The 23,060-nt window shown below is 52.8% G+C and carries 22 protein-coding genes and 3 pseudogenes; 14 read left to right on the plus strand and 11 right to left on the minus strand.

The features are described 5' to 3' along the window. Position 1: 1 nt before the first annotated feature. The 8 genes and pseudogenes from L1889_RS16890 to L1889_RS16925 all read right to left on the minus strand — a co-directional run bounded on the left by L1889_RS16890 (position 2) and on the right by L1889_RS16925 (position 5,783). A pseudogene (locus tag L1889_RS16890) lies at positions 2-792 on the minus strand (ABC transporter ATP-binding protein). Between the two features lie 105 nt (positions 793-897). Then, positions 898-1,542, minus strand: a complete 645-nt coding sequence (locus L1889_RS16895) for an MlaC/ttg2D family ABC transporter substrate-binding protein (protein ID WP_238666182.1) — start codon at positions 1,540-1,542, stop codon at positions 898-900. A gap of 25 nt (positions 1,543-1,567) precedes the next feature. Then, positions 1,568-2,397, minus strand: a pseudogene (locus L1889_RS16900) (MlaA family lipoprotein). A gap of 118 nt (positions 2,398-2,515) precedes the next feature. After that, entirely contained in the window at positions 2,516-2,971 is a 456-nt protein-coding gene (gene mlaD / locus L1889_RS16905) for an outer membrane lipid asymmetry maintenance protein MlaD (protein WP_238666183.1), read from the minus strand. A gap of 19 nt (positions 2,972-2,990) precedes the next feature. Next, complete coding sequence (gene mlaE, locus L1889_RS16910; protein WP_238666184.1) at positions 2,991-3,779, minus strand: lipid asymmetry maintenance ABC transporter permease subunit MlaE; 789 nt, start codon at positions 3,777-3,779, stop codon at positions 2,991-2,993. Next, the gene (locus tag L1889_RS16915) at positions 3,776-4,606 is read right to left on the minus strand and encodes an ABC transporter ATP-binding protein (RefSeq protein WP_238666185.1); all 831 of its coding nucleotides are present in this window, start codon (positions 4,604-4,606) and stop codon (positions 3,776-3,778) included. The genes mlaE and L1889_RS16915 overlap by 4 nt, the downstream gene beginning before the upstream one ends. An 80-nt stretch (positions 4,607-4,686) precedes the next feature. Then, a complete protein-coding gene (locus L1889_RS16920) occupies positions 4,687-5,217 on the minus strand; it encodes a chromate transporter (RefSeq protein ID WP_238666186.1) in 531 nt (176 codons plus the stop codon). Then, the gene (locus tag L1889_RS16925; RefSeq protein WP_238666187.1) at positions 5,217-5,783 is read right to left on the minus strand and encodes a chromate transporter; all 567 of its coding nucleotides are present in this window, start codon (positions 5,781-5,783) and stop codon (positions 5,217-5,219) included. The genes L1889_RS16920 and L1889_RS16925 overlap by 1 nt, the downstream gene beginning before the upstream one ends. A 318-nt stretch (positions 5,784-6,101) precedes the next feature. Here L1889_RS16925 and L1889_RS16930 point away from each other — a divergent pair, with 318 nt between their 5' ends. The 14 genes from L1889_RS16930 to L1889_RS16990 all read left to right on the plus strand — a co-directional run bounded on the left by L1889_RS16930 (position 6,102) and on the right by L1889_RS16990 (position 20,091). Beyond that, a complete protein-coding gene (locus L1889_RS16930; protein ID WP_238666188.1) occupies positions 6,102-8,540 on the plus strand; it encodes a 3-hydroxyacyl-CoA dehydrogenase/enoyl-CoA hydratase family protein in 2,439 nt (812 codons plus the stop codon). A 23-nt stretch (positions 8,541-8,563) separates the two neighbouring features. Then, complete coding sequence (locus tag L1889_RS16935; RefSeq protein ID WP_238666189.1) at positions 8,564-9,763, plus strand: acetyl-CoA C-acyltransferase; 1,200 nt, start codon at positions 8,564-8,566, stop codon at positions 9,761-9,763. A 274-nt stretch (positions 9,764-10,037) separates the two neighbouring features. Next, a complete protein-coding gene (locus tag L1889_RS16940; protein ID WP_238666190.1) occupies positions 10,038-10,808 on the plus strand; it encodes an SDR family oxidoreductase in 771 nt (256 codons plus the stop codon). Positions 10,809-10,851: 43 nt separating this feature from the next. Continuing rightward, a complete protein-coding gene (locus tag L1889_RS16945) occupies positions 10,852-11,694 on the plus strand; it encodes a fumarylacetoacetate hydrolase family protein (protein ID WP_238666191.1) in 843 nt (280 codons plus the stop codon). Positions 11,695-11,726: 32 nt separating this feature from the next. Continuing rightward, entirely contained in the window at positions 11,727-13,007 is a 1,281-nt protein-coding gene (locus L1889_RS16950) for an L-fuconate dehydratase (RefSeq protein ID WP_238666192.1), read from the plus strand. A gap of 15 nt (positions 13,008-13,022) precedes the next feature. Continuing rightward, the gene (locus L1889_RS16955) at positions 13,023-13,883 is read left to right on the plus strand and encodes an amidohydrolase family protein (RefSeq protein WP_238666193.1); all 861 of its coding nucleotides are present in this window, start codon (positions 13,023-13,025) and stop codon (positions 13,881-13,883) included. 12 nt (positions 13,884-13,895) lie between these two features. After that, on the plus strand, positions 13,896-14,672 hold the full coding sequence (locus tag L1889_RS16960) for an L-fucose dehydrogenase (RefSeq protein ID WP_238666194.1): 777 nt from the start codon (positions 13,896-13,898) through the stop codon (positions 14,670-14,672). A gap of 33 nt (positions 14,673-14,705) precedes the next feature. After that, positions 14,706-15,050: an L-rhamnose mutarotase gene (locus tag L1889_RS16965; RefSeq protein ID WP_308217697.1), complete on the plus strand. Its 345-nt coding sequence runs from the start codon at positions 14,706-14,708 to the stop codon at positions 15,048-15,050. A gap of 17 nt (positions 15,051-15,067) precedes the next feature. Further along, complete coding sequence (fucP, locus tag L1889_RS16970; protein WP_238666196.1) at positions 15,068-16,312, plus strand: L-fucose:H+ symporter permease; 1,245 nt, start codon at positions 15,068-15,070, stop codon at positions 16,310-16,312. A gap of 25 nt (positions 16,313-16,337) precedes the next feature. Next, positions 16,338-16,841 carry a type 2 periplasmic-binding domain-containing protein gene (locus L1889_RS18610; RefSeq protein WP_257794032.1) on the plus strand — a complete coding sequence of 168 codons (504 nt, stop codon included), beginning with the start codon at positions 16,338-16,340 and terminating at the stop codon, positions 16,839-16,841. After that, complete coding sequence (gene dctP, locus L1889_RS16975; protein ID WP_308217698.1) at positions 16,751-17,317, plus strand: TRAP transporter substrate-binding protein DctP; 567 nt, start codon at positions 16,751-16,753, stop codon at positions 17,315-17,317. The genes L1889_RS18610 and dctP overlap by 91 nt, the downstream gene beginning before the upstream one ends. A 117-nt stretch (positions 17,318-17,434) precedes the next feature. Then, complete coding sequence (locus L1889_RS16980) at positions 17,435-17,911, plus strand: TRAP transporter small permease (RefSeq protein WP_238666197.1); 477 nt, start codon at positions 17,435-17,437, stop codon at positions 17,909-17,911. Further along, positions 17,908-19,179 (plus strand): TRAP transporter large permease, encoded by a 1,272-nt coding sequence (locus L1889_RS16985; protein ID WP_238666198.1) that lies wholly within the window; start codon positions 17,908-17,910, stop codon positions 19,177-19,179. The genes L1889_RS16980 and L1889_RS16985 overlap by 4 nt, the downstream gene beginning before the upstream one ends. A gap of 60 nt (positions 19,180-19,239) precedes the next feature. Further along, on the plus strand, positions 19,240-20,091 hold the full coding sequence (locus tag L1889_RS16990) for an IclR family transcriptional regulator (RefSeq protein ID WP_238666199.1): 852 nt from the start codon (positions 19,240-19,242) through the stop codon (positions 20,089-20,091). Between the two features lies 1 nt (position 20,092). Here L1889_RS16990 and L1889_RS16995 read toward each other — a convergent pair whose 3' ends face one another. From L1889_RS16995 to L1889_RS19330, 3 genes and pseudogenes are all read right to left on the minus strand, one after another. After that, positions 20,093-20,971 carry a DMT family transporter gene (locus tag L1889_RS16995; RefSeq protein WP_238666200.1) on the minus strand — a complete coding sequence of 293 codons (879 nt, stop codon included), beginning with the start codon at positions 20,969-20,971 and terminating at the stop codon, positions 20,093-20,095. Between the two features lie 118 nt (positions 20,972-21,089). Beyond that, a complete protein-coding gene (locus L1889_RS17000) occupies positions 21,090-21,677 on the minus strand; it encodes a cysteine dioxygenase family protein (protein ID WP_238666201.1) in 588 nt (195 codons plus the stop codon). A 67-nt stretch (positions 21,678-21,744) separates the two neighbouring features. Further along, positions 21,745-23,059 (minus strand): annotated as a pseudogene (locus tag L1889_RS19330) (TRAP transporter large permease). Between the last annotated feature and the right edge of the window lies 1 nt (position 23,060).

The raw sequence follows: 23,060 nt of genomic DNA on the forward strand, positions 1-23,060 counted from the left end.
TTCATGCCAGGGCCTCATTGAACTGTTCGCCGTGCATAATACGCACGAATGCCTCTTCGAGGTCGTGACCACCCACGCGGTCCAGAAGCCTTTGAGTCGTATCTAAAGCGATGATATCGCCATCTTTAAGCATGGCGATACGGCCACATAAGGCTTCGGCCTCTTCAAGATAGTGAGTAGTAAGTAAAATCGTGTGGCCTGCCTTGTTAAGCCGGGCGATGAATTCCCAGAGATTGCGGCGTAGGTCTACGTCTACCCCGGCGGTGGGCTCGTCAAGAATAATAACGGGCGGGCGATGTACCAATGCCTGAGCAACCAGCACACGACGTTTCATGCCACCAGAGAGCGCACGCATATTTGCGTCAGCTTTATCGCTTAATCCGAGATTAGCCAGGATTTCGTCAATCCAGTCATCGTTGTTACGTAAGCCAAAGTAGCCCGACTGCAGGCGCAATGACTCGCGTACCGTAAAGAACGGATCATAGACGATCTCTTGGGGCACCACCCCTAATGACCGGCGGGCGTCGCGAAAGTCGGCAGTGACATCGTAGCCACAGACCCTGGCTGAGCCGCTGCTGGCCTGGGTAATGCCTGCCAGAATGGAGATCATGGTGGTCTTGCCCGCGCCGTTAGGGCCGAGCAAGCCAAAAACTCGCCGTACTCAACGTTAAGGGAGACGTTTTTCAGGGCTTGAAAGCCGGTCTCTTGTGGAGCGCGCGTAAAAAAGTCCTTCAGCCCGCGAGGCTTGGGACTAAATGTTTTGGTAACGTTTTCTAACGTGATTGCAGACATGTATAAATAAAAAAAGCCGGGCTCACCAATAAGCCCGACTTTGATTATAAATCAGGCCATACCAGTGAGCGCCAGTAGAGGCAGGAGGCCAATGCGCGTAGGGAATTATCGGTTTTGTCGATTAAGTGCGTCGATTAAGCCGGTAATGCCATTTTGTGCGATTTGCTCTGAGAATTGGTTGCGATAATTTTGGATGAGCCAGATGTTTTCTACGTTGATATCGTAGATTTTCCAGCCATCGGGCGTATTTTCCATGCGGTAATCGACCGCAACGGCAGGCCCATTGCTTTGGTTGAAGCTTGACCGTACCACAACGTCCTCGGCGGAGGGGTCCCCGCGGAAAGGCTGAATGCTGATGCTTGAGCGCTGATCAACCTGGGCCAGGGCACCACTGTAGGTGCGGATCAAGGTGTTCTTAAAGGCTTCTACCAGTTGAGTGCGCTGCTCGGGGGTAGCCGTACGCCAATGACGGCCAGCCGCCAAACGGGTGGTTTTTTCGAAGTTGACGTAGGGCATGACGTATTCGTCAATAAGCGCATTGATGGATGCGCGGTCACCGCCTTGGGCTGCCTTGTCGGCTTTAACGGCTTCAAGAGCGTTTGTGGCAACCACCTGAACAAATTCTGGAGGAGGCGCGTGTCGGTCAACGGCGTCTTTGGCTCGGACAGTGCCGCTTAAGCACAACGCAAGCACGACACTAAGAAAAACAGCGTAGACAGTGCGGCGAGTGAAGAATATATGTGTATGCATAACCTTAAGAGTCTTGTATTGGCAATTAGTTCGCGGCTGGAGCTGGTGAGACTGCCTCGTCTTCATCGTCGTAATCGTCCGAATAGTCGGGCAATGCCAGATCGTCAGGTGAAGAACCCTGGCGACGGCCTTCGACCATGGCGTTGCGGCGTTGCAGGTAGGCGTCGCGGATGAAGCTGTAACGATCAAGGGCGACGTCGCTCACCAGGTCGTCAGCATCAAGCAAGTTAGCGCGTACATCAACCAGATACAAAGCAAGTATTGAGTTGCGAACCGGAACGTTTTTAATGGCGGTAATGGGTGCGACGCGAGAAAAGCCTTCAACATCAAGCGCGACGGTAGCCAGGCTTGCCGTGTCCCGTACGGTGCTTGGTCCTATTAAGGGCAGAACCACATAAGGACCAGTGGGAAAGCCCCAAACGCCAAGTGTGGTACCGAAGTCGTTGGAAATACGGCGCGAGCCATTCTTTGAGGCGACGTCGAAGCAGCCGCCCAGACCCATCGTGCTATTAAACAGAACGCGGCCCAGAGTGTTGAAGAAGTCATGCGGACGGCCTTGCAGGAAGCTGTTGGTTGCCGACCAGATATCACCCACGTTGTTAAACATGTTGTGAATACAGGTTCTGGCGGGCTGCGGCGTAAGTGCCGTATAGGCCGAGGCAACCGGGCGGAACAGCGCTCTGTCGATGTTGTAGTTAACGGTATCCATTGAGCGGTTGTAACGCTCGAAGGGATCGTTGGGGCTTGGATTATTTACGGTCGCGCAACCAGAAAAAGTGCGACAGCTGCGGCTGCAACCGTTATACGCGATACACGCTTAACGGTAAAAATGGATGGCTGCTCGATGGCATTCATAATCGTGTGGATCCGAAAACAGAAAAGTAAAGATAACAGAAGCCGTGTGGCCAAGGTACAAAAACAGCAGCGAATGTAGTGACAATACGCCGATATAAGCGTTAAGTAAGGTTAAGGCTTACTCGCTCGCGCTGTTGTAGAGGAACTTGCTGATGAGCTCTTCAAGTACCACGGCGCTTTGGGTGTACAGGATTTTGCTGTCTTCATGCAGGTCGTCGTCGCTGCCGCCTGGAGTCAGGCCAATGTACTGCTCTCCCAAGAGACCAGACGTTAAGATGGAAGCAGAGCTGTCATCGGGAAACTTGAAGCTATCTTCCAGATCAAGGCTGACCACGGCACGGAACTCAGTGTTGTCAAAACTGATATTACTGACACGCCCGACAACAACGCCACTGCTTTTGACAGGAGCGCGCACTTTCAGGCCGCCAAGATTATCGAAGGAGGCTTGAACCGTGTAGGTGGGAGCAAAGGAAAAAGAGCTTAGGTTTCCAGCGCGCAGGGCTAAAAAAGCTAAGGCTCCCAAGCCAATTAGCAAAAACAAGCCGACTAGGAAGTCTGATCTTTCACGCGACATAATAGGTATCCGTTAAAAATTAATTGCCGAACATCAGTGCAGTAAGCAGGAAGTCGAGGCCTAATACTGCGAGTGAGCCTGCCACCACAGTGCGGGTGGTGGCACGTGACACCCCTTCGGGGGTCGGGCGCGCTGTCCAGCCCGTATACAGAGCGATGAGTGTGACGACGACTCCGAATACGAGGCTTTTGATCACCCCGTTTAACACGTCGTCGACAACATCAACGCCAGATTGCATTTGTGACCAGAACGAACCGGGGTCGATACCAATCATTAAAACACCGACGATCCAGCCGCCAATAACCCCGACCGCTGAAAACACTGCCGCCAGGATAGGCATGGCAATGACACCGCCCCAAAAGCGCGGAGTTAATACACGGCGGATTGGATCAACAGCCATGACTTCCATGGCGGCTAACTGCTCGCCGGCTCTCATGAGACCGATTTCAGCCGTCAATGAGGTGCCTGCCCGACCGGCGAACAGCAGTGCGGTTACCACTGGTCCAAGCTCACGAGTGAGCGACAGCGCGACCAGCAGGCCCAACGCTTCTTCGGAGCCGTAACGATTCAGTGTGTAGTAGCCCTGCAGGCCCAGAACAAAGCCGACAAACAAGCCGGAAACAGCAATAATCAGCAGTGAGTAATTGCCAATGAAATGGACTTGCTGTGAAATCAGGCCTGGACGTTTAAATACAACATCTGAACGACCAAGAATGGTGATGAACAGACGGAAAAAAGCGCCCAAGCTAGAAATGCTATGACGAACCAGTTTACCAAGCGCAGTAATCGGCGAAAGAAGTTTAGTCATGGACGCGGTTGATTTTTTTGCAGCCACTGCTCGAAAGCGGGTGTGCGAGGATAGTTGAACGCAATGGGGCCGTCGGGCTCGCCTTGCAAGAACTGTTGTATATAGGGATCGTCTGAACTCTCAAGCTGGCTAGGCGTACCGTGACTAATTAATTTACCTTGGCCCACGATATAAACGTGGTCAGCAATAGTAAATGATTCCGGCACGTCGTGGCTAATCAGAATCGAGGCACAATTAAGCCTGTCGGTTAAATCACGAATGAGTTTGGCGGTAATGCCCAATGAGATAGGATCAAGGCCGGCAAAAGGCTCGTCGTACAGGATAAGTTCAGGTTCAAGCACAATGGCGCGTGCTAAAGCGACGCGTCTGGCCATGCCGCCAGAAATCTCGGAAATTTGCAGATGGGCTGCGGCATGCAAACCTACGGCCTCAAGCTTCTCTAGAACCCGGCTGACAATCTGGGCTTCCGATATTCGGGTGTGTTCGCGTAATGGAAAGGCTACATTTTCAAAAACATTCAAATCAGTGAAAAGAGCGCCTTGCTGAAACAACACACCCATGCGCTGGCGTGTTTTATGCAATTGCTCGTTGTTGAGCGTGGCAAGGTCAGCACCGAAAGCCCGGACTACCCCCTTTTGCGGAAGAATTTGGCGCGTGGCTGCTCGCAAAAGTGTTGTTTTTCCAGAGCCTGAGCCGCCCATCATGGCAACCACTTGCCCGCGTTTAACCTCGATGTTGATATCATCAAGCACCGTGAAGTCGCCGTATCCCAACGAGGCGGATTCGAAGCGTAAGACACTGTCAGACGTAGGGGTTTCAGGGCTCATGGGCGTTAAAATCGTTGGGGAAAAACAAGCTATTGTAACTGCTAAGCCAATTAAGGCTAATAGCAGACGGACAAAAACGATTACAGCGCAGGCTGGGCAAGGTAGAAGATCAACCCGCCTGATGCCAACAGGATAAAGGGATTTATACGGGTACGAAGTAACAAAATAGCAGCAACAATGGCAGTGGACCACGCCCATATGCCACCCTCTGCTGCTTTCAGAATAGTAGCGGTTGCCGCGAGAATCATGCCGGCGGCCACTGGCGCCAAACCCTGCTCGATCGCACGCAGTGCCAGGGTAGCCTCGTAACGCTGCCATATTTTAGCGAGAAAATACACTAACACGGCTGAAGGCACGAAAATAGCAAAGGTTGCGACGGCAGCACCCAGCAGCCCGGCGGCTTTCCACCCAATTAAACTGACCAATAGCGATTTGGGCCCCGGGGTCAGGCGTGTCAGGGCAAAAAGATCGAGAAACTCACGATTGCTAACCCATTGGTGAACCTCGACCGACTGGTAATGAATAGCCGGAATGATGCTTTGGCCACCGCCGATTGTAAGAAAAGACAGGGGTAAGAATATACGCAGCAATTGCAGCAATACGGTGAGCATTATTTACCTCGTAAACGAAGCCACGCCACCATAATCGAAATGGGCGCGGCGACGGCTGTTACTGTAATTAAACTCCATTCCAAAACGGTAATTGAAATAAGCATGCCTGCAATAATGGCAATCGGAATTAAGCCGTTGCTGGCATAACGCGTAGCGCGAATACCCATTTCCAGAGAAAGTCCGATCGCGGCGGCTGCAATGCCTGCCATTACCAGGGAGACCGTTTTATTATGAGCAAAATTCTCATACGCCATCGCCAGCGCCACGGCGAGAATCAGGGCCGGTATAACCATTCCGCAACTGGCTGCGAAGGCGCCATTGCGACCTCGCAGCTTATAGCCTATCCAGACCGACAAGTTAACGACATTTAATCCTGGTAACGCTTGGGATAAGGCCAGGCCGCTTAGAAAATCTTGCTGGCTCATCCAGTTGTGTTTAGTAACAACTTCGCGCATAAGCCATCCGCTCAGCCCGCCACCGAAGCTGCTTAAACCGATACGGGCGAATAAAAAGAACAGTTGTGGTGCAGTCGGTAAGGGAGACTTGGGGGTAGAGACATCAGGCACTGCGGCTCCAGAAAATGAAGGTAGGAGATGATTCTGTCATGGCGTAGGCCAAAAGCCCTGCATCAAAGGAACACCACTGGCCGGGAGCAAGCGGTGTTCTGAAGTATGCGTGGCGATGGATGCTTGCTGAAACTAGGGCAAACCCCATTCAAACAAACGTTTGAATACTGTGTAAAGTAATGAAAATGCTTATTTAAGCTCATCGCTACTCTACTATCATAGAAACGTGAAGCCCTGTGTTGCTGTCGCGATTGAAAGGCAGGCACGGTTTCGGCTTTTATATGTTAGGTCCAAACTTACGTTGTGGAGAATTGCTTTATGCCAGCCAGTCCTTCAGCTTCAACGTCCGATATGCTCTCACGCGGCTCTCCGATCCGACGCGTGGCTGTGTGTGGGGCAGGGGTCATGGGAGCGCAAATAGCCGCCCATTGTATCAACGCCGGTGTTCCCGTTGTATTGTTCGATTTAGCGTCAGAGAAAGGCAAAAAGAATGCCATTGTCGAAGGGGCTATCGCCAATCTCATCAAACTCCGGCCTGCTCCTTTGGCCGTGCCAGAGTTCGCCAAATTGATAACACCTGCAAACTATGATGATGATCTGCACTTGCTGGCCGGGTGCGACCTGATCATTGAGGCCATTGCCGAACGGCTGGATTGGAAGCGCGACCTCTACCGCAAGCTGGCTCCTGCAATCAGCCAGCATGCCATCATTGCCAGCAATACATCAGGGCTGTCGATCGGAAGCTTGTCTGAAGCCCTACCCGAAGCGTTGCGTCATCGTTTTTGCGGTGTGCACTTTTTCAATCCACCGCGCTATATGTCATTAGTGGAGCTTATCCCCACCGAGCAAACTGAAGCGGATTACCTCGATGTGCTGGAGACTTTTCTGGTCAGCCGTTTGGGGAAAGGGGTGATACGGGCTAAAGACACGCCGAACTTTATCGGTAACCGCATTGGTGTATTTGGTATTTTGTCAGTTTTTAAGCAGGCTGAGCAATTTGGGCTTAATTACGAGCAGGTAGATGAACTCACCGGCACTAAGCTGGGACGAGCCAAATCAGGCACCTACCGAACGGCTGATGTCGTGGGGCTGGATACCTTGGCGCATGTGGTGGGAACGATGGAGTCCCAACTGCAAAGTGATCCTTTTTACGCTCATTTTGCTTTGCCGCCGGTGGTGAAAGCACTCGTTGAAAAAGGAGCGTTGGGACAAAAATCAGGCGCAGGCTTCTACAAGAAAGTTGGCCGTGACATTTTACGGATTGACCCAAGCACGGGTGAATACGTAGCTGCTGATACGAAGGTGGATGATGAGGTCTTGAAGCTGTTGTCCGAACGTGATCCCGCTAAGCGTCTGCAAGGTTTGCGTGACTCAAGTCACCCACAGGCGCAATTCGTGTGGGCAGTGTTGCGCGATACCTTTCACTATAGCGCCGTGCATCTGCACGACATTGCCGAGACCGCGCGTGATTTGGATTTGGCCATGAAGTGGGGCTTTGGGCACAGTCAGGGGCCTTTTGAAATTTGGCAGGCGGCGGGCTGGAAGAAAGTTGCCCACTGGATAGCTGAAGATATCCGCAATGGCAAAACCCTGAGCCAGGCGCCGTTGCCCGCCTGGGTAACGGAAGGCCCGGTAGCGCAGGCTCAAGGGGTACAAAATGTAAGGGGTTCGTGGAATCCGAAGACACAGCAGTTTCAGGGGCGCAGCGAGCTGGCTGTGTATAAACGCCAGTGGCTGGCTCCCCTGCAAGTGGGCGAGGCAGCGCAACAGCAAACGCATACCGTTTTTGAGGATGACGCTGTGCGGGCCTGGACAGTAGAGCATCCTGAAGCCAAGGGCGTGCTGCTGCTGTCCTTTAAAACGCGGATGCACACACTGAGTCCTGGTGTGGTTGATGGCATTATCCGCGCCGTTGAGCTGGCAGAGAGCGACTATGCTGCCTTGGTAATCGGGCAGCAAGGCGAGCCTTTTTCAGCAGGAGCCGATTTAAAAGCCATCTTGCCCATCTTCGAGCAAGGAGGGGCGAGTGCGGTAGAGCCTATAGAAAAGCGCATGCAGGAAATGGTGCTTCGTTTGCGCTATGCCCAGGTTCCTGTGGTGGCGGCCTTGGCCGGGATGGCGCTGGGCGGTGGTTGCGAGCTATCGGTGCATTGTGCCCATCGCGTTGCCCATCTGGAAACCTATATTGGTCTGGTTGAGGTGGGGATCGGCCTGGTGCCTGGTGCAGGCGGTTTGGCCTACTGCGCGCGCCGCGCTGCCGAGTTGCAGCAGGGCGCGCCTGATGCGCCTCTGTTGGCCTATTTGAAGCGCTTTGCCTTGGCAGTAGTCAGTGCGCAGGTATCAAGCTCCGCCGTTGAAGCCCAGCAGTTGGGATATTTACGTGAATCCGACACCTTGGTCATGAACCGCAATGAGCTGTTGTACGTTGCAGTCAGCATGGCACGAGCCCTGGCGAATAGCGGTTGGCGCCCGCCTCTGGCACAGTCATTTCCGGTGGCAGGGCGTGACGCCATCGCCACTTTGCAGGCACAGCTGCACAATATGCGCGTGGGCGGCTTCATTTCGGACTACGACTTTGAGATAGCCTCGAAGGTTGCTTATGTTATGTGTGGGGGCGATGTGGATCCAGGTTCTCTGGTGGACGAAGAATGGATATTGCGTCTTGAGCGAGAGGCCTTCCTGGCTCTGCTTGTGCAGCCCAAAACGCAGGAGCGAATCATGGGCATGCTGAAAACCGGAAAACCCGTACGAAACTAAGGTTGCCACTAGAAAGGAGTTTTGTGATGAGTCAATTACAACAAGCATACATTGTGGCGGCGACCCGTACACCTATTGGCAAAGCGCCTCGAGGTGTGTTTATGCACACTCGCCCTGATGAGCTGCTGGCAACGGTAATCAATGGTTTGCTGGCACAGGTACCGAATCTGGATCCTGCAGTGGTGGAAGATGCCATTGTCGGATGTGCGATCCCAGAGGGGCCTCAGGGCCTGAACGTCGCCCGTATTGGCGCATTATTGTCGATTTTGCCGGATACGGTGGGTGGTATTACCGTGAACCGTTTTTGTGCATCTGGATTAAGCGCCATAGCCATGGCTGCCGACCGTATCCGTACGGGCGAAGCCGATATTCTGATTGCCGCTGGCACAGAGTCGATGAGCCAGGTGCCTACCATGGGGGTAAGCACGTCGTTCAGCCCGGAGATCTTCGCTCATGATGAGAACCTGGGGATTGCCTATGGCATGGGTTTAACAGCCGAGCAGGTGGCAAAGCAGTGGAAGGTATCGCGCGAAGATCAAGATGCCTTTGCTCTAGCCTCTCATCAAAAGGCTCTGGCGGCCCAGCAAAAAGGTGAGTTTAACGACGAAATGCTTCCTGTCGAGGTCACCCGCCGGGTGCCTAATCTTGAAACAGGCCAAATCGACTTGCACACCCAAACCGTTTCGCTGGACGAAGGGCCCCGCGCTGATACCAGTCTGGAAGCGCTGGCAAAGTTACGTCCGGTTTTTGCAGCACGCGGTTCGGTCACGGCTGGAAATAGCTCTCAAACGTCGGACGGGGCGGGCGCGCTGCTGGTGGTTTCCGAGAAAGCGCTGAAAGAGCATAAGCTTACGCCTTTGGCGCGTTTTGTAACGTCGGCGGTGCGGGGCGTACCACCCGAAATCATGGGCATCGGCCCCAAGGTGGCGATTCCGATGGCATTAAAGCAAGCTGGGCTACGGGCGGATCAGTTAGGGTGGATTGAACTGAATGAGGCGTTTGCTGCGCAGTCTCTGGCGGTGATACGCGATCTCGATTTAAATCCGGACGTGATCAATCCCATGGGCGGTGCGATTGCGCTTGGGCATCCGCTGGGTGCTACGGGGGCGATCCGTGCAGCAACGGTCATACACGGGTTGCGTCGGCATAATCTGGATTATGGCATGCTGACCATGTGCGTCGGCACCGGCATGGGAATGGCGGGTATTTTTGAGCGTGTTTGAGCGCTGGAGGCAGCTCTGCTTCAGCGGCCGAGCTACGATTTGTGATTAGCTTTTAGTGCCTGAAAGCAGCACTTGTCTTTAACCCCGTTAATATCACGTTAACGGGGTTTTTCCGTTGTAAATCAATGAGCAAGCATAAAACAGTGTCACTAGGGATCCAGACTGGTTTACTAGGGGTTTCCCTATATTTCAGCCTTAAAGTAGAACTGGAGCTAGAGTTTTTTTCGTCTATATGATTTCATATGTGAAACTTACTTTTATTGATGGGGGTTTCATGACCGCTAGAGTGGCTAATAAAACTGCTGTTGTAACGGCTGCTGGACAAGGCATTGGACGCGCAAGCGTCCTGGCGCTTGCCAAAGAAGGCGCAACAGTTTGGGCAACAGATATTAACGAGTCGGCCTTGGCTGAGTTACGCGCAGAAGCCGAAGCAGCGGGTGTGAACGTAAAAACCGCCGTATTGAACGTGCGTGATGCCGAAGCGATCAATGCTTTCGCCCAGCAAGCCGGGCGTATTGATATTTTGTTTAACTGCGCGGGCTATGTGGCTAGCGGCTCTATCCTGGACTCGACTGAAGCCGATTTCGACTTCAGCATGGATCTCAACGTGAAGTCGATGTTCCACATGATCAAGGCCTTCGTGCCTGCCATGATTCAACATGGGGCCGGCTCGATCATCAACATGGCTTCTGCAGCATCCAGCGTAAAAGGTGTGCCAAACCGTTTTGTATACGGCACATCCAAAGCCGCTGTTATCGGGTTGACCAAGGCGGTTGCGGCTGATTTTGTTGCCAACGGCGTACGTTGCAACGTGATATGTCCAGGCACCATTCAATCCCCGTCGTTAAACGAACGCATTAACGTGCAAGCGGAGCTTTCAGGCGCCGATCAAGAGGCTGTGCGCCAAGCATTTGTTGCCCGTCAGCCCGTAGGTCGCCTGGGAACACCGGAAGAAGTAGCAGCGTTGGTCGTCTACTTGTCGTCAGACGAGTCTGCCTTTGTCACCGGTGCGACTCATGTCATTGATGGCGGATGGTCCAACTAAGTAGACCCTGGAAGGTCGCTTTTATTTGATTACGGAGTAAGCAATGAAGTTGTTACGTGTAGGTGAGAAAGGTCAAGAGAAGCCGGCAGCATTGGATGCAGATGGCAAGTTGCGTGATCTATCGTCGGTAGTATCGGATATTGCCGGTGAAGCATTGACGCCAGAAGGCTTGAATAAATTACGCGATGTGGATTTGAGCACATTGCCAGAGCTGGATGCCGGACTGCGTTACGGCGCGTGTGTGGGCAATGTAGGCAAATTTATTTGTATCGGCCTTAACTACGCTGATCATGCAGCAGAAAGCGGTGCTGAGGTGCCTAAAGAGCCTATCGTTTTCGGAAAATGGACCAGCGCTATCGTTGGCCCCAATGACGACGTGGAAATTCCTCGCGACTCCAAGAAAACCGACTGGGAAGTCGAGCTCGGCGTCGTGATCGGCAAAGGCGGCCGTTACATCAGTGAAGAAGATGCAATGGATCACGTAGCCGGTTACTGCGTTATCAACGACATCTCCGAGCGCGAATTTCAGCTGGAGCGTGGCGGTTCATGGGATAAGGGCAAGGGTTCAGACACCTTTGGTCCTATCGGACCCTGGCTGGTGACGGCTGATGAAGTGGCCGATGTCGGCAATTTGAAGCTTTGGCTGGAAGTCGATGGCAAGCGTTACCAGGATGGCACCACCGCCAACTTGATCTTTGACGTGCCACACATCGTGAGCTATCTGAGCCGTTTCATGAGCCTGCAGCCCGGTGACGTCATCTCCACCGGTACGCCAGCGGGTGTAGGCCTGGGCCAGACTCCTCCTGTCTACCTTCAGCCTGGCAATGTCGTACGTTTGGGTATTGAAGGGCTGGGCGAACAGCAACAGACAGTTGTTCAAGCGTAGTGGCATCTCGCCTTAAGAATCAGGATTAAACAATGACGACAATCACTTCAATGGAAGTGAGGGATATTCGCTTCCCCACTTCAGATAATCTAGACGGTTCAGATGCCATGAACCTGGACCCCGACTACTCGGCTGCATATGTGGTTCTGCACACCGACACAGAAGGGCTGGAAGGCCACGGGCTGACATTCACGATTGGTCGCGGCAATGACATATGCTGCGCTGCGATCCGGGCAATGGAACATCTGGTGGTGGGTCTGGATCTGGCCTGGGTCGCTGAGGACATGGGGCGTTTCTGGCGCCATGTTACCAGCGACAGCCAATTGCGCTGGATCGGTCCCGACAAGGGGGCCATCCACCTTGCCACCGGGGCAGTAGTAAACGCGATGTGGGATCTTTGGGCTAAATCTGAAGCTAAGCCCGTGTGGCGCCTGGTCGCCGAGATGAGCCCTGAAGAAATCGTAAAGCTGATCGATTTCCGCTACATCACTGACTGCATCACACCTGAAGAAGCGCTTGAGCTTCTGAGCAGTCGTGAGGCTGGCAAGGCTGAACGTATCGCCGAGCTGGAGCAGAACGGTTACCCCTGCTACACCACATCGGCCGGATGGCTGGGCTACGACGACGAAAAACTTCGCCGTTTGGCTCAAGAGGCGGTGGATGCAGGCTTCGATTACGTGAAATTGAAAGTCGGCCGTGATCTGGAAGACGACAAACGCCGTTTGCGCATTGCTCGTGAGGTGCTGGGCGATTCGCGCAATCTGATGATTGACGCCAACCAGGTATGGGAAGTGAATCAGGCCATCGATTGGCTGGATCAGTTGGCCTTTGCTAAGCCCTGGTTTATTGAAGAGCCCACCAGTCCTGACGATATCGCAGGCCATCGCAAAATTCGCCAGGCCATGAAAGGCAAGATGCAGGTCGCCACTGGCGAAATGTGTCAGAACCGGATCATGTTCAAGCAGTTGATCATGGAAGGCGCCGTCGATGTGGTGCAAATCGACGCCTGCCGTTTGGGTGGCGTGAACGAAGTGCTGGCTGTAATGCTGATGGCTGCCAAGTATGGCCTGAAAGTGTGCCCGCATGCAGGTGGCGTAGGCCTGTGCGAGTACGTTCAGCATTTGTCGATGATTGATTACATCTCAATAGCAGGCACCAAGGAAGGACGTGTTATTGAATTCGTCGATCATCTGCATGAGCATTTTGTGGATCCATGCCGTATTGAAAATGCCGCCTATGTGGCCCCTTCAATGCCAGGCTATTCCATCGAGATGAAACGTTCATCCATCGAAGAGTACGAGTTCAAAGGCTAAGGTCGGAGCATCAACGTGAAAATAGACGCGCATCAACATTTCTGGACCTTTAATCCCACCGATTTTCCGTGGATTGATTCTGATATGGAGATGTTGAGGCGCGACTATCACGCTGAGCAGGCGGTTTCTTTGCTCGACAGGCATGGTTTTGATGCGGCTATCGCCGTGCAGGCTCGTGCTGACTGGGTAGAGAACGACTGGCTGTTTGCGTTGGCTGGGCAATCGTCACGTATCGCCGGTGTAGTGGGCTGGGCAGATTTACTTGATGAGTCAGCCCAGGAAAAAATGGATGTTCTGCTTGGACATCCCCAGTGCCTGGGAGTACGGGCCATGCTGCAAGACATGAGCTTCCCGGCATCGGTTATGCAAGATGCAGTTTTTAACCGCTATCTCAAACAAATTCAGGATCAGGGCGTCGTTTACGAAGTGTTATTACGCCATGATCAGCTTGATGGCGTTATTTCTTTTTGCCGTCATAACGATAGTCATTTTTTAGTCGTGGATCATCTGGCTAAACCTGATTACGAAGCGGGTATTACATCCGCTTCGGGGCAGCGCTGGAGCAGTGTGTTCCAGCAGTTGTCCGAACTGCCTCACGTCTACGTGAAGCTTTCGGGATTGTTAACGGAAGTAGACGTGTCGGCGCTCAAGTCTGCCGCCGACGCCGACCTTGTGTTTTGGCCTTTTTTGGACGCAGTGCTGGAGTGGTTTGGTGCGCAAAGAGTGGTATTTGGCAGCGACTGGCCTGTAGCGCATCTGCGCGGTGAGTACGACATGGGGCTGGGAGTGATTGAGCGCTGGGCTCAAGCCCGCCTGTCAGCATCCGAAGTCGAACTGCTGTTTGGCACTAACGCACGCCGTCTTTATTCTATTTAGAGCAAGAGAACTATGGATTTACATCTAGCAAACAAGGTTGTGATTGTCACGGGCGGCGCTTCCGGAATCGGCGGGGCAATCTCTGCCCAGTTATTACGCGAAGGGGCAAAGGTTGTTATTTTTGCCCGCTCCCCCATTAGTGCCGAAATGAAAAGTGTATTTTTGGCAACTGGGGCTGCACCGCGTTTTTTCCAGCTCGACTTACGCGATGAGTCTGCATGTGCAGAGGCGGTAAGCAGCGTGGTGGCTGAGTTCGGCCAAATTGATGCGTTGGTCAACAACGCCGGTATCAATGATGGCGTTGGCCTGGATGCCGGCCGCGAGGCATTCATGGCATCGCTGGAAAGCAACTTGATCCACTGCTACGTCATGGCGCATTTATGCGTTGAGCACTTGAAGCGCAGCAAAGGAAATATCCTGAATATTTCCTCGAAAACAGCACTTACCGGTCAAGGCAATACCAGCGGCTATTGTGCTTCAAAAGGTGCTCAGCTGGCCCTGACACGCGAGTGGGCCGCGGCGTTGGCGCCAGATGGTGTGCGGGTTAACGCTATCTTGCCTGCCGAAGTCATGACGCCTTTATACGAGCGCTGGCTGCAGACCTTTGATGACCCTGAAGTGGCCAAGGCCAATATCACTCGCCATGTGCCACTGGGCAAGCGCATGACCACAGCTGAGGAAATTGCCGATACCGCTGTGTTCCTGCTTTCCTCGCGTTCCTCACATACCACTGGACAGTGGGTCGTGCCGGACGGTGGCTATGTCCATCTGGACCGGTCACTCACCTGAACATTGACAGCGGAGTGAACGATGAAGAAATGCATGATGCTCGATCTGAAAAATGATGAGCAGGCCATCCAGGAATATGAGCGCCTGCATCAACAAGTATGGCCGGAGGTTGAAGCACAGTTTAAGAACTTCGGTGTGCTGAGCGTTGATATTTATCGCCTGGGAACCCGGCTGTGCATGGTGATGCAAACCGATGATTCTCTATTCGATCAATATGCTTTTCAAGCGGCTCAAGACAGCGATCCGCGCGTGCAAGAGTGGGAAACATTGATGTGGCGATTTCAATCGCCGACCCCTTGGACGCCAGCAGGAGAAAAGTGGATGGAAGCTAAAAGCATCTATCAATTCTGCGCTGGCCCAAGTTACGTAAAAAATTGATTGTCGGAGAGTAAGTCGTGGAAAATACCCAAGCAGATCAGACCCTTGGCCGTGTGGAGGGTGGTTCGTACAAACTTGCCATCATATTGATTACCAGCTTGTTTTTTATGTGGGGCCTTTCGTATGGATTGCTCGACGTACTCAATAAGCATTTTCAGGATGCCTTGAATGTCAGCAAAGCCCAGTCGGGGCTACTGCAGGCTGCCTACTTTGGTGCGTATTTTATCGTGGCGGTGCCTGCTGCCATGTTCATGGAGCGCTTCGGATATAAGCCGGGTATTCTGCTTGGCCTTTCTCTGTTCGCGGTAGGGGCGCTGCTGTTTATTCCCGCATCAGGAGCCGCCAGCTTTGCCATGTTCCTTTTTGCCTTGTTTGTTCTGGCCTCAGGGCTCGGATGCCTGGAGACTGCCGCCAATCCTTATGCCACAGTGCTGGGCAGTGAAGAGGGCGCTGCACGCCGTCTGAATCTGGCGCAGTCGTTCAACGGATTGGGCAGCTTTGTAGGTCCTCTTATCGGGGGGACCTTCTTCTTTAGTTCAACGGCTACCGAGACAGGCGCGATTGCCGAAGTGGCAGGTTTTGATGGCGTACGCATCACTTATGTGCTGATTGCGCTGGTGGTGATTGTGCTGGCCATATTGATAGCCCGTGCCCCCTTGCCTGATATTCGTGAAGCCGGAACCAAAGAACAGGCGCAGTCTTTACCCTTGTCCAAGCAGCGCCATTACGTAAATGGTGTGGTGACTCTGTTTTTCTACGTGGCAGCTCAGGTGGGCTTAGGCGCATTTTTTATCAATTACGCAATTGACCACTGGGGCAACATGACCGCCTCAAAAGCATCCTATTGGTTGTCGGTAGCCATGCTGTGCTACATGATCGGTCGCTTTGTCAGTACCGCCATCATGAAGTTCGTGGCGCCGCGCGTGCTGCTGGCCTGGTATGCCTTGGCCAATATCGTGTTGATGGGCGTCGTGATCGCTGGTGTGCCGGTATGGTCAGTTATTGCCCTGGTTCTGGCTTTCCTCTTCATGTCCATTATGTTCCCCACGATTTTCGCCTTGAGCCTCGAGCGACTGGGAAGCCGGACAAAACGCGGCTCATCGTATTTGATTATGTCGCTGGTAGGTGGGGCTGTAGCGCCCTTCGTGATGGGAGTGATTGCTGATAACAGCTCAATCGAGCAAGCATTCTGGCTGCCCTTAGGCTGTTTCGCCATAGTGCTTTGGTTCGCAAAACGGGGCAGTCGTATCGTTCAGCCCTAAAAAAGACTCAGTCTAGGAGACAACTATGAAAAACGTAAAATCGTATGCAATGGCCTTGACGGCTGCCCTGGCTATGGCCGTGCCTTTTAGCACATCGGCGGCGCCCACCTCAATTAAGGTGGCCTATGAAAACCACCCTGGCGAGCCGGCGGACGTGGTGATGAATTACTGGGCCGACATGCTTAAAGAGCGCAGTAATGGTGAAATTCTATTAGAGCTTTATCCCAGTTCGCAGCTGGGTTCTAAAAGCGATGTAATGGATCAGGCCTTGATGGGCATGAATGTAATCACCATTAGCGATGTTGGCTTTATGGCCGATTACGAGCCTGATCTGGCAGCGCTTTACGGTCCCTTCTTGACTGAGAATACCGAAAAGCTTTTTGAACTCTACGAAAGCCCCTGGTTTAAAGAAAAAACGAATCGCTGCGCGAGCAGGGTGTGCATCTGGTCATTACGAACTACAACTATGGTGATCGTCATATCATCGCCAAAAAGCCTGTTCGTACGCCGGATGATCTTAAAGGCCTGAAGATCCGCGTGCCCAACAATCCCATTCAGATCAAGGCTTTTGAAGCCATGGGTGCGACCCCTACACCGATGCCTCTGGCTGATGTTTATCCTGCCTTGACCCAGGGTGTTATTGACGGTGCCGAGAACCCGCTAAGTGTCCTGTACGGTCAAAAGCTGCACGAGCCGGCTAAATACGTATCACTGGTTAATTACCTGACTACGGCGGCGGTATGGATGGGTGGAGAAGCCTTTTTCAGCACACTTCCCGAGGATCAGCTGGCGCTTATTCATGAGACAGGAAGAGAAGCAGGCCTTTATAGCCAGCAGCTCGCTAAAGAAAGTGATGAGAAGATTCTGGAGCTGATGAAAGCAGAGGGTGTGGAAATCATCGAGCCTGACCGCGAAGCCTTCAGAGAAAAAGCGCTGGTTGTTTATGAGCAGTTTCCCAACTGGTCACCTAATCTTTATCAAACCCTCCAGGATCAGCTGAAGTAAAGCTCTACTTCTGTCTCTATAGTGTGTGGCGAGAAGCGTGTGTCCCGTCTCTGCCTGTAATGGCGTGACTTGGCCGGCTCGCGGCTGGCCGCACACTTTTATCGATAAGGTCTGACAATGAAGCGTTTTTTGGATAGGCTCGGTAACGGCTTTCTGGCCTTGCTGCTGGGCGTTCTGGTATGCATTACGGTCGGTGGCGTGTTCATGCGTTACGTTATGCATGCGCCCTGGCACTGGACAGAGGAAATGTCCGGATTGCTGATGGTGTGGATTGTATTCATCGGTGTGTTCTTCGCCGAGCGAGACAATGAGAACCTGACAATTAACTTTTTGACAGAAGCCATGGGACCAAGGCTGAGACAAGCCTTTTTCGTGGGCATCAGCCTTCTGTCAGTCGCAGTTTTAGTGGTTACGGCGTGGTGGAGCTGGACGCTTGCGGGCGCTGTGCAGGCACGCATGACGCGCATATTAGGCGTCTCGCTATTCTGGATCTATGTACCTGTCACTGTCGGGTTTTTTGCAACTGCCCTGTTAATGCTTAAGCGGCTGTTTGATCGTCACGCTCACGCTAGCAGCGCCGGAGATACACCATGAGTTGGATGTGGATATTGCCCCTTATGTTTGGGCTGATGCTATTGAACATGCGTATTTACCTGGCGATGTTTACAGCCATCGTCGTGTATTTTTTGTTTTTTAATAACATACCCTTTGGTGTAGCTGTTCAGCGTCTGGTGGCACCAGCTCAAAACAGCACACTATTGGCCATCCCTTTTTTCATCCTGCTGGGCACCTTGCTTTCGCACACAGGAGTTGCCGAACGCATTCTGCATTTAGCCAATTTATTGGTGGGTAAATTCAGGGGTGGCATGGCGATGGCTAACATCACGATGAGCACCTTGATGGGAGGCGTCAGCGCCTCGAATCTGGCAGATGCGGCCATGCTCTCAAAAATGATGGTGCCTGAAATGGAGCGTCAGGGCTATAACCGTGCTTTTGCGGCTGCCGTGACGGCATCGGGATCCCTGGTCACGCCGATCATCCCACCCGGCATCGCACTTATTATTTATGGAATGGTGGCCGATGTCTCTATTGGCCGCATGTTCATGGCCGGTATTTTGCCGGGCTTGCTATGTGCTTTTTTATTGATGATTGCGGTATGGATCGTTTCAGTAAAACGGGGCTATCAACCTATGCGTAAAGAGTGGCCCAAGCCACGCGAGCTAGGACACGCTACCCTTAGCGCCTGGCCTGCCTTGCTGGTTTTGGTGGGGGTAGTCGGTGGCATACGCGCCAATATCTTTACACCTACCGAAGCGGGTGCGGCCGGGGTTGCGATCGTGGCATTTATCGGGTTTTTTGTTTACCGAAAAATGACCTTGGGCCATGTAGGGCAAGCGCTGACCACCACAGCGAAATCCACAGCGTCGGTCATGCTGGTGATTATGGCCAGTTCGGCACTAGCCTGGGTGTTCTCCCTGGAGCACGCCGGGGTGGCCATGGCCGGCTGGATAAGCGAGTTAACTGATAATAAATACGTTTTCTTGTTAGCGGTCAATATTCTTCTTTTGGGTTTAGGAATGTTTATCGAAGGTACAGCGCTGATCATCGTGCTAGTACCGCTGTTAAAGCCTGTCATGATGCAAATGGGAATCGACCCGGTTCACTTTGGACTGGTCATGATTTTGAACCTGTCCATTGGTACGCTGACGCCTCCGGTGGGGACAGTCATGTTATTGGTGTGTAACATTACGCGTGTTTCGATGAATGCATTTCTAAAAGAATCTTTGCCATTGTTGATTGCTTTGCTGGTGGCATTGGGCCTGGTGACGTATATACCCGCCATTGCGCTTCTTTTGACCTAAAGCTGCAACGCTAAAGGTGGGCAAGAGCGCTGGACGAACTCCTGCCCATCTCATGCATGAATGTTTTCCCACCTCTATTTTTACCCAAGAACGTCGAATGGTTACTGCAAAAAAACTGCCGCTACTAAAACCGCAACCCCGCGATACTCCGCGCCCGCGCTAGAGAAAGGGCTGGATATCCTCGAGGTATTGTCGGACTCCTACGACGGTTACACTCTGAACGAAATCTCTAAGAAGCTGGATCGCAGCATGAACGAGATCTTCAGAATGGTGGTCACGCTAGAGCGACGGGGCTGGGTGCAGGTAGACGAGAATGATCGCTACAGTCTGACGCTTCGCATGTTCGAGTTGGCGCATCGGCACATGCCGTTGCGCTCGCTGGTCAGCATGGCGATGCCCTTGATGAAGCAGCTTGTCGCCAAGGCGCGGCAGTCCTGTCATTTAACGGTTGTGCAAGACGGAAGGGTAGTCGTGATTGCCCAGATCGATAGCCCTGAGCGGTGGTCGTTTGGCCTGAAGGTGGGTGCCTTGATCGGGCTGCGAGACACCGCCTCCGGTCATGTACTTCTGGCCTTTAGGGACGATTCCGACAGAGATCGAATGTTGGCTATGCATGGCGCTGTCGAGGGCGAGTCAGCGTTGACGACTGCTCAGCTTAATAAGGTGCTGGAGCAGGTGCGCAAAAGTGGCTATGCAGAGACGCCCAGCCAGCAGGTCAAAGGCATCACAAACATTGCCTACCCTATTTTTGGTTCCAACAACAACGTGATCGCCTGTTTGAACGTTCCTTATCTGGAGCGTGTTGATCTGGGTGCGCCGCCACCCGTGGAAGACGTCAAGCAGATCGTTGATGGCTACGCCAAAAAGCTATCGGAGATGATGGGGTACAGCAGTTATACGCCGGCTCCGTGATTTAGGCCCGGGCACCTCGCCCGCCAATAAACCCCGTTGCCAGCAAGGTGCCCAACAGCACAACTGCGGTTCCACCGACGACCTGGAAGCTGAGCTTCTCGCCCAGTAAAAGTACACCCCAAAGGACACCAAAAGGCGGCACCAGGAAGGTGACGGTAACGGTTTTCGCGCCGCCTACGTTGGCGAGCAGGCGATAAAAAATCAAATAGGCGAGGCCGGTGCATAGCAGGGACAGGGTCAGGGCGGAGCCCCAGGCACCAGCAGAAATAGAGGTGTCGGGCCATAGCCACCAGGCAAAAGGCGCAAGCATAATGCCAGCCGAGCTTAAGCTGCCTGCAGCGACGGCAATGGGTTCGGCCCCTTTTAAGTATTTAGTCGAGAAGCTCGCGGCGATGCCGTAAAAAAGCGTGGCGACCAATGAGGCTAAAATAGCCCAGCCCGTGGCCCCCTGGTCAAAATGCAGCTTGTCATAAACTAGGGTAATAATGCCTAAAAAACCGATAACCAGACCCAGCACTCGCAAGCCGCTAAGTTGTTCTTTGAGCCATAAACGTGCAATAAGCGCAGCAAACAAGGGTGTCATGGCATTGAGCACTGATAGCAGTCCGATTTCAATGCGGGTGGCTGCAAAGGCATAACAGGTGAAAGGCACGGCAGCATTCAAGAAGCCCACCATAGCAATAGGGCGCCAGTATGGCCATAGCGCATGTAACCTTCCCTGCAAGGCCATGACGATCAACAGCATGAGCCCTGCCGCACCTACCCTTACCAGAATGAGCGGAAAGGCCCCGAAGTCAAAAGCCGCCAGTCGTGTGAATAGAAACGAGCTGCCCCAAATTGCGGCTAATAAAAGTAGGTTGCGTAAATCGTGAGATGACATGGGGAGCCTAAAGGTCTATCGCTAGCAGCCAGCGGTAAAGACAGAGTGTAGGCTCGATTATATGCACAAGCATGGCGTTGCCAGCGGCGTTTACCGTATTTAGTCATCAGGGCACTATTTACATTGAGTCAGAGTCCTCAAACCACAGATTCGGTACAGAGGCGTTCTGATAGCGCGAAATAAACGGTCGTGTTGTGCCGTCGTTTTCATAGAGCTGGCGATCAATACGACCTATATTGCTGGCATACAGATGAATGCTGATTGAGACTTGATCTTCGTAGGCATTTTTAACGGCGTGTATGTCGCCCTGACGCGGACAAATAAGGCTGACATCGCCTTCATTAAGTGTCGTAGCGTCAATCAGGTGCAAGCTTCCGTCCGCAGCAGGCTTGTAGCGCTGATCGATCTCGGCTCCGCGCAGAACGCCAACCAGCCCCCAGACTCCGTGATCATGGATAGGTGTTTGCTGCCCTGGGCCCCAAATAAAACTTAGCACTGAAAAGCGTTCGTGCAGATCAGCATAAAGCAGCATTTGACGGTATCGGTCAGGGTCGGGTTCAGCGTAGGCTCGGGGTAACCAGGAGTGTTGCTGAACAAGCGTTTTTAATAACTGGGTGGCCTGCTGTTGTCGCTGGGTGGTGCTTAGCGTAGCGTCGTCAAAGAGCAGGTGCAGATGACGTATGAAATGACGAAAAGGGGTGATCATGATTCAGCCTCGACTTTCGCCAGGCCTTGAAAACGAGGCCTGGCGAAACTAACAACATCAATAAAAACTATCTGCCTAGTAACTTATTGGGTAACCAAAGTGCGGTCTCCGGAAAGGCAATAATCACCCCGGCCACCATCAATTGCAAGATGACAAAAGGGATAACCCCTTTGTACATATGCATCAAGGTAATCTCTGGAGGGCTGATTCCACGTAAATAGAATATCGCCAAGGCCAGGGGAGGCGTCAAATAGCCAGTCTGGAGCATAATCATGAAGAGCACGCAGAACCAGATTACATCAATACCTGCCGCATGCATAAGCGGAGCAAAGATCGGGATGAAAATCAGCGTGACCGAAGCCCATTCCAGGAAGAAGGCAACAAAAAGGTCAGTCCCAGTGCTAAAAACAATAATGCCCACTTACCAAACTGAAGTGTATCGACCAGATTCTGGATCATGCTCATGCCGCCGGCACCGGTGAATACTCCGGCAAACATGTTTCCGCCCAGTAAAATCAGCAGAATCATCGAGGTAATACGCAGCGTCGTCAGTAGCGAGTCATACAGTATGGTGAAAGTGAAGCGGCGATAAAACAGAGTCAGCAAAAATGAACATAATGCGCCCAGGGCAGCGGCCTCTGTGGGGGCGGCAAGGCCCATGATCAGCGAGCCGAGCACGGCAGTGACCATCAGCAGCGGAGGAACCAGCGCATACAGGGTGAATCGTATTTTTTGACTGAAGCTTGGGTCGTCCGGGCTGGGCAGGACGCGCGGACCGTATTCGGGTTTAATCGTGCAAATGGCGACGATATAGACCATGTAGGCACCGGCCAGCATCAAGCCAGGCACGATAATAGCCACAAACAGCTCACCCACCGATACGTTGGCCAGTGAGGCGATTACCACCGCCACGACAGATGGCGGAGTGATCGTACCCAGCGAACCGCCTGCACAAATCGTGCCACTGATCAGTCGCTTATCGTACTTATGCTTAAGCATAGGGGGATAGCCAGCAGGCCGATGACTGTTTCTGCGGCGCCAATCACCCCGGTAGTGGCTGCAAACACCAGGCTCATCAAGATAGTGCCTAACGCCAGACCGCCAGGCAGACGCTTTGTCCACATGTGCATGGCCTCAAAGAGCTGTTCTGCAATGCGGCTGCGCTCCAGCATACAGCCCATGAAAATAAAGAGCGGTACCGCGGCCAGAATAAAGTTTCCAGCGACTTCGTTGACCTTATCGGTCAGCAAATGGACCAGGCTGGTCCCGAAGGTAAGAAATCCGAAGCCGATGCCCGTTAGCATGAGGGCAAAGGCGACTGGCAAGCCGATAAAAATAAGGATCAGCAATGCCGGAAACATGGCAAGTGATAAGTACTCCATG

The organism is Paenalcaligenes niemegkensis (assembly GCF_022230885.1).
GTDB lineage: Bacteria > Pseudomonadota > Gammaproteobacteria > Burkholderiales > Burkholderiaceae_B > Paenalcaligenes > Paenalcaligenes niemegkensis.

Coding starts and splice junctions, on each gene's coding strand:
- L1889_RS16895 (WP_238666182.1), bottom strand. CDS start 1,542: ATGCATACACATATATTCTTCACTCGCCGCACTGTCTACGCTGTTTTT.
- mlaD (WP_238666183.1), bottom strand. CDS start 2,971: ATGTCGCGTGAAAGATCAGACTTCCTAGTCGGCTTGTTTTTGCTAATT.
- mlaE (WP_238666184.1), bottom strand. CDS start 3,779: ATGACTAAACTTCTTTCGCCGATTACTGCGCTTGGTAAACTGGTTCGT.
- L1889_RS16915 (WP_238666185.1), bottom strand. CDS start 4,606: ATGAGCCCTGAAACCCCTACGTCTGACAGTGTCTTACGCTTCGAATCC.
- L1889_RS16920 (WP_238666186.1), bottom strand. CDS start 5,217: ATGCTCACCGTATTGCTGCAATTGCTGCGTATATTCTTACCCCTGTCT.
- L1889_RS16930 (WP_238666188.1), top strand. CDS start 6,102: ATGCCAGCCAGTCCTTCAGCTTCAACGTCCGATATGCTCTCACGCGGC.
- L1889_RS16940 (WP_238666190.1), top strand. CDS start 10,038: ATGACCGCTAGAGTGGCTAATAAAACTGCTGTTGTAACGGCTGCTGGA.
- L1889_RS16945 (WP_238666191.1), top strand. CDS start 10,852: ATGAAGTTGTTACGTGTAGGTGAGAAAGGTCAAGAGAAGCCGGCAGCA.
- L1889_RS16950 (WP_238666192.1), top strand. CDS start 11,727: ATGACGACAATCACTTCAATGGAAGTGAGGGATATTCGCTTCCCCACT.
- L1889_RS16960 (WP_238666194.1), top strand. CDS start 13,896: ATGGATTTACATCTAGCAAACAAGGTTGTGATTGTCACGGGCGGCGCT.
- L1889_RS16965 (WP_308217697.1), top strand. CDS start 14,706: ATGATGCTCGATCTGAAAAATGATGAGCAGGCCATCCAGGAATATGAG.
- L1889_RS18610 (WP_257794032.1), top strand. CDS start 16,338: ATGAAAAACGTAAAATCGTATGCAATGGCCTTGACGGCTGCCCTGGCT.
- L1889_RS16980 (WP_238666197.1), top strand. CDS start 17,435: ATGAAGCGTTTTTTGGATAGGCTCGGTAACGGCTTTCTGGCCTTGCTG.
- L1889_RS16985 (WP_238666198.1), top strand. CDS start 17,908: ATGAGTTGGATGTGGATATTGCCCCTTATGTTTGGGCTGATGCTATTG.
- L1889_RS16990 (WP_238666199.1), top strand. CDS start 19,240: ATGTTTTCCCACCTCTATTTTTACCCAAGAACGTCGAATGGTTACTGC.
- L1889_RS16995 (WP_238666200.1), bottom strand. CDS start 20,971: ATGTCATCTCACGATTTACGCAACCTACTTTTATTAGCCGCAATTTGG.
- L1889_RS17000 (WP_238666201.1), bottom strand. CDS start 21,677: ATGATCACCCCTTTTCGTCATTTCATACGTCATCTGCACCTGCTCTTT.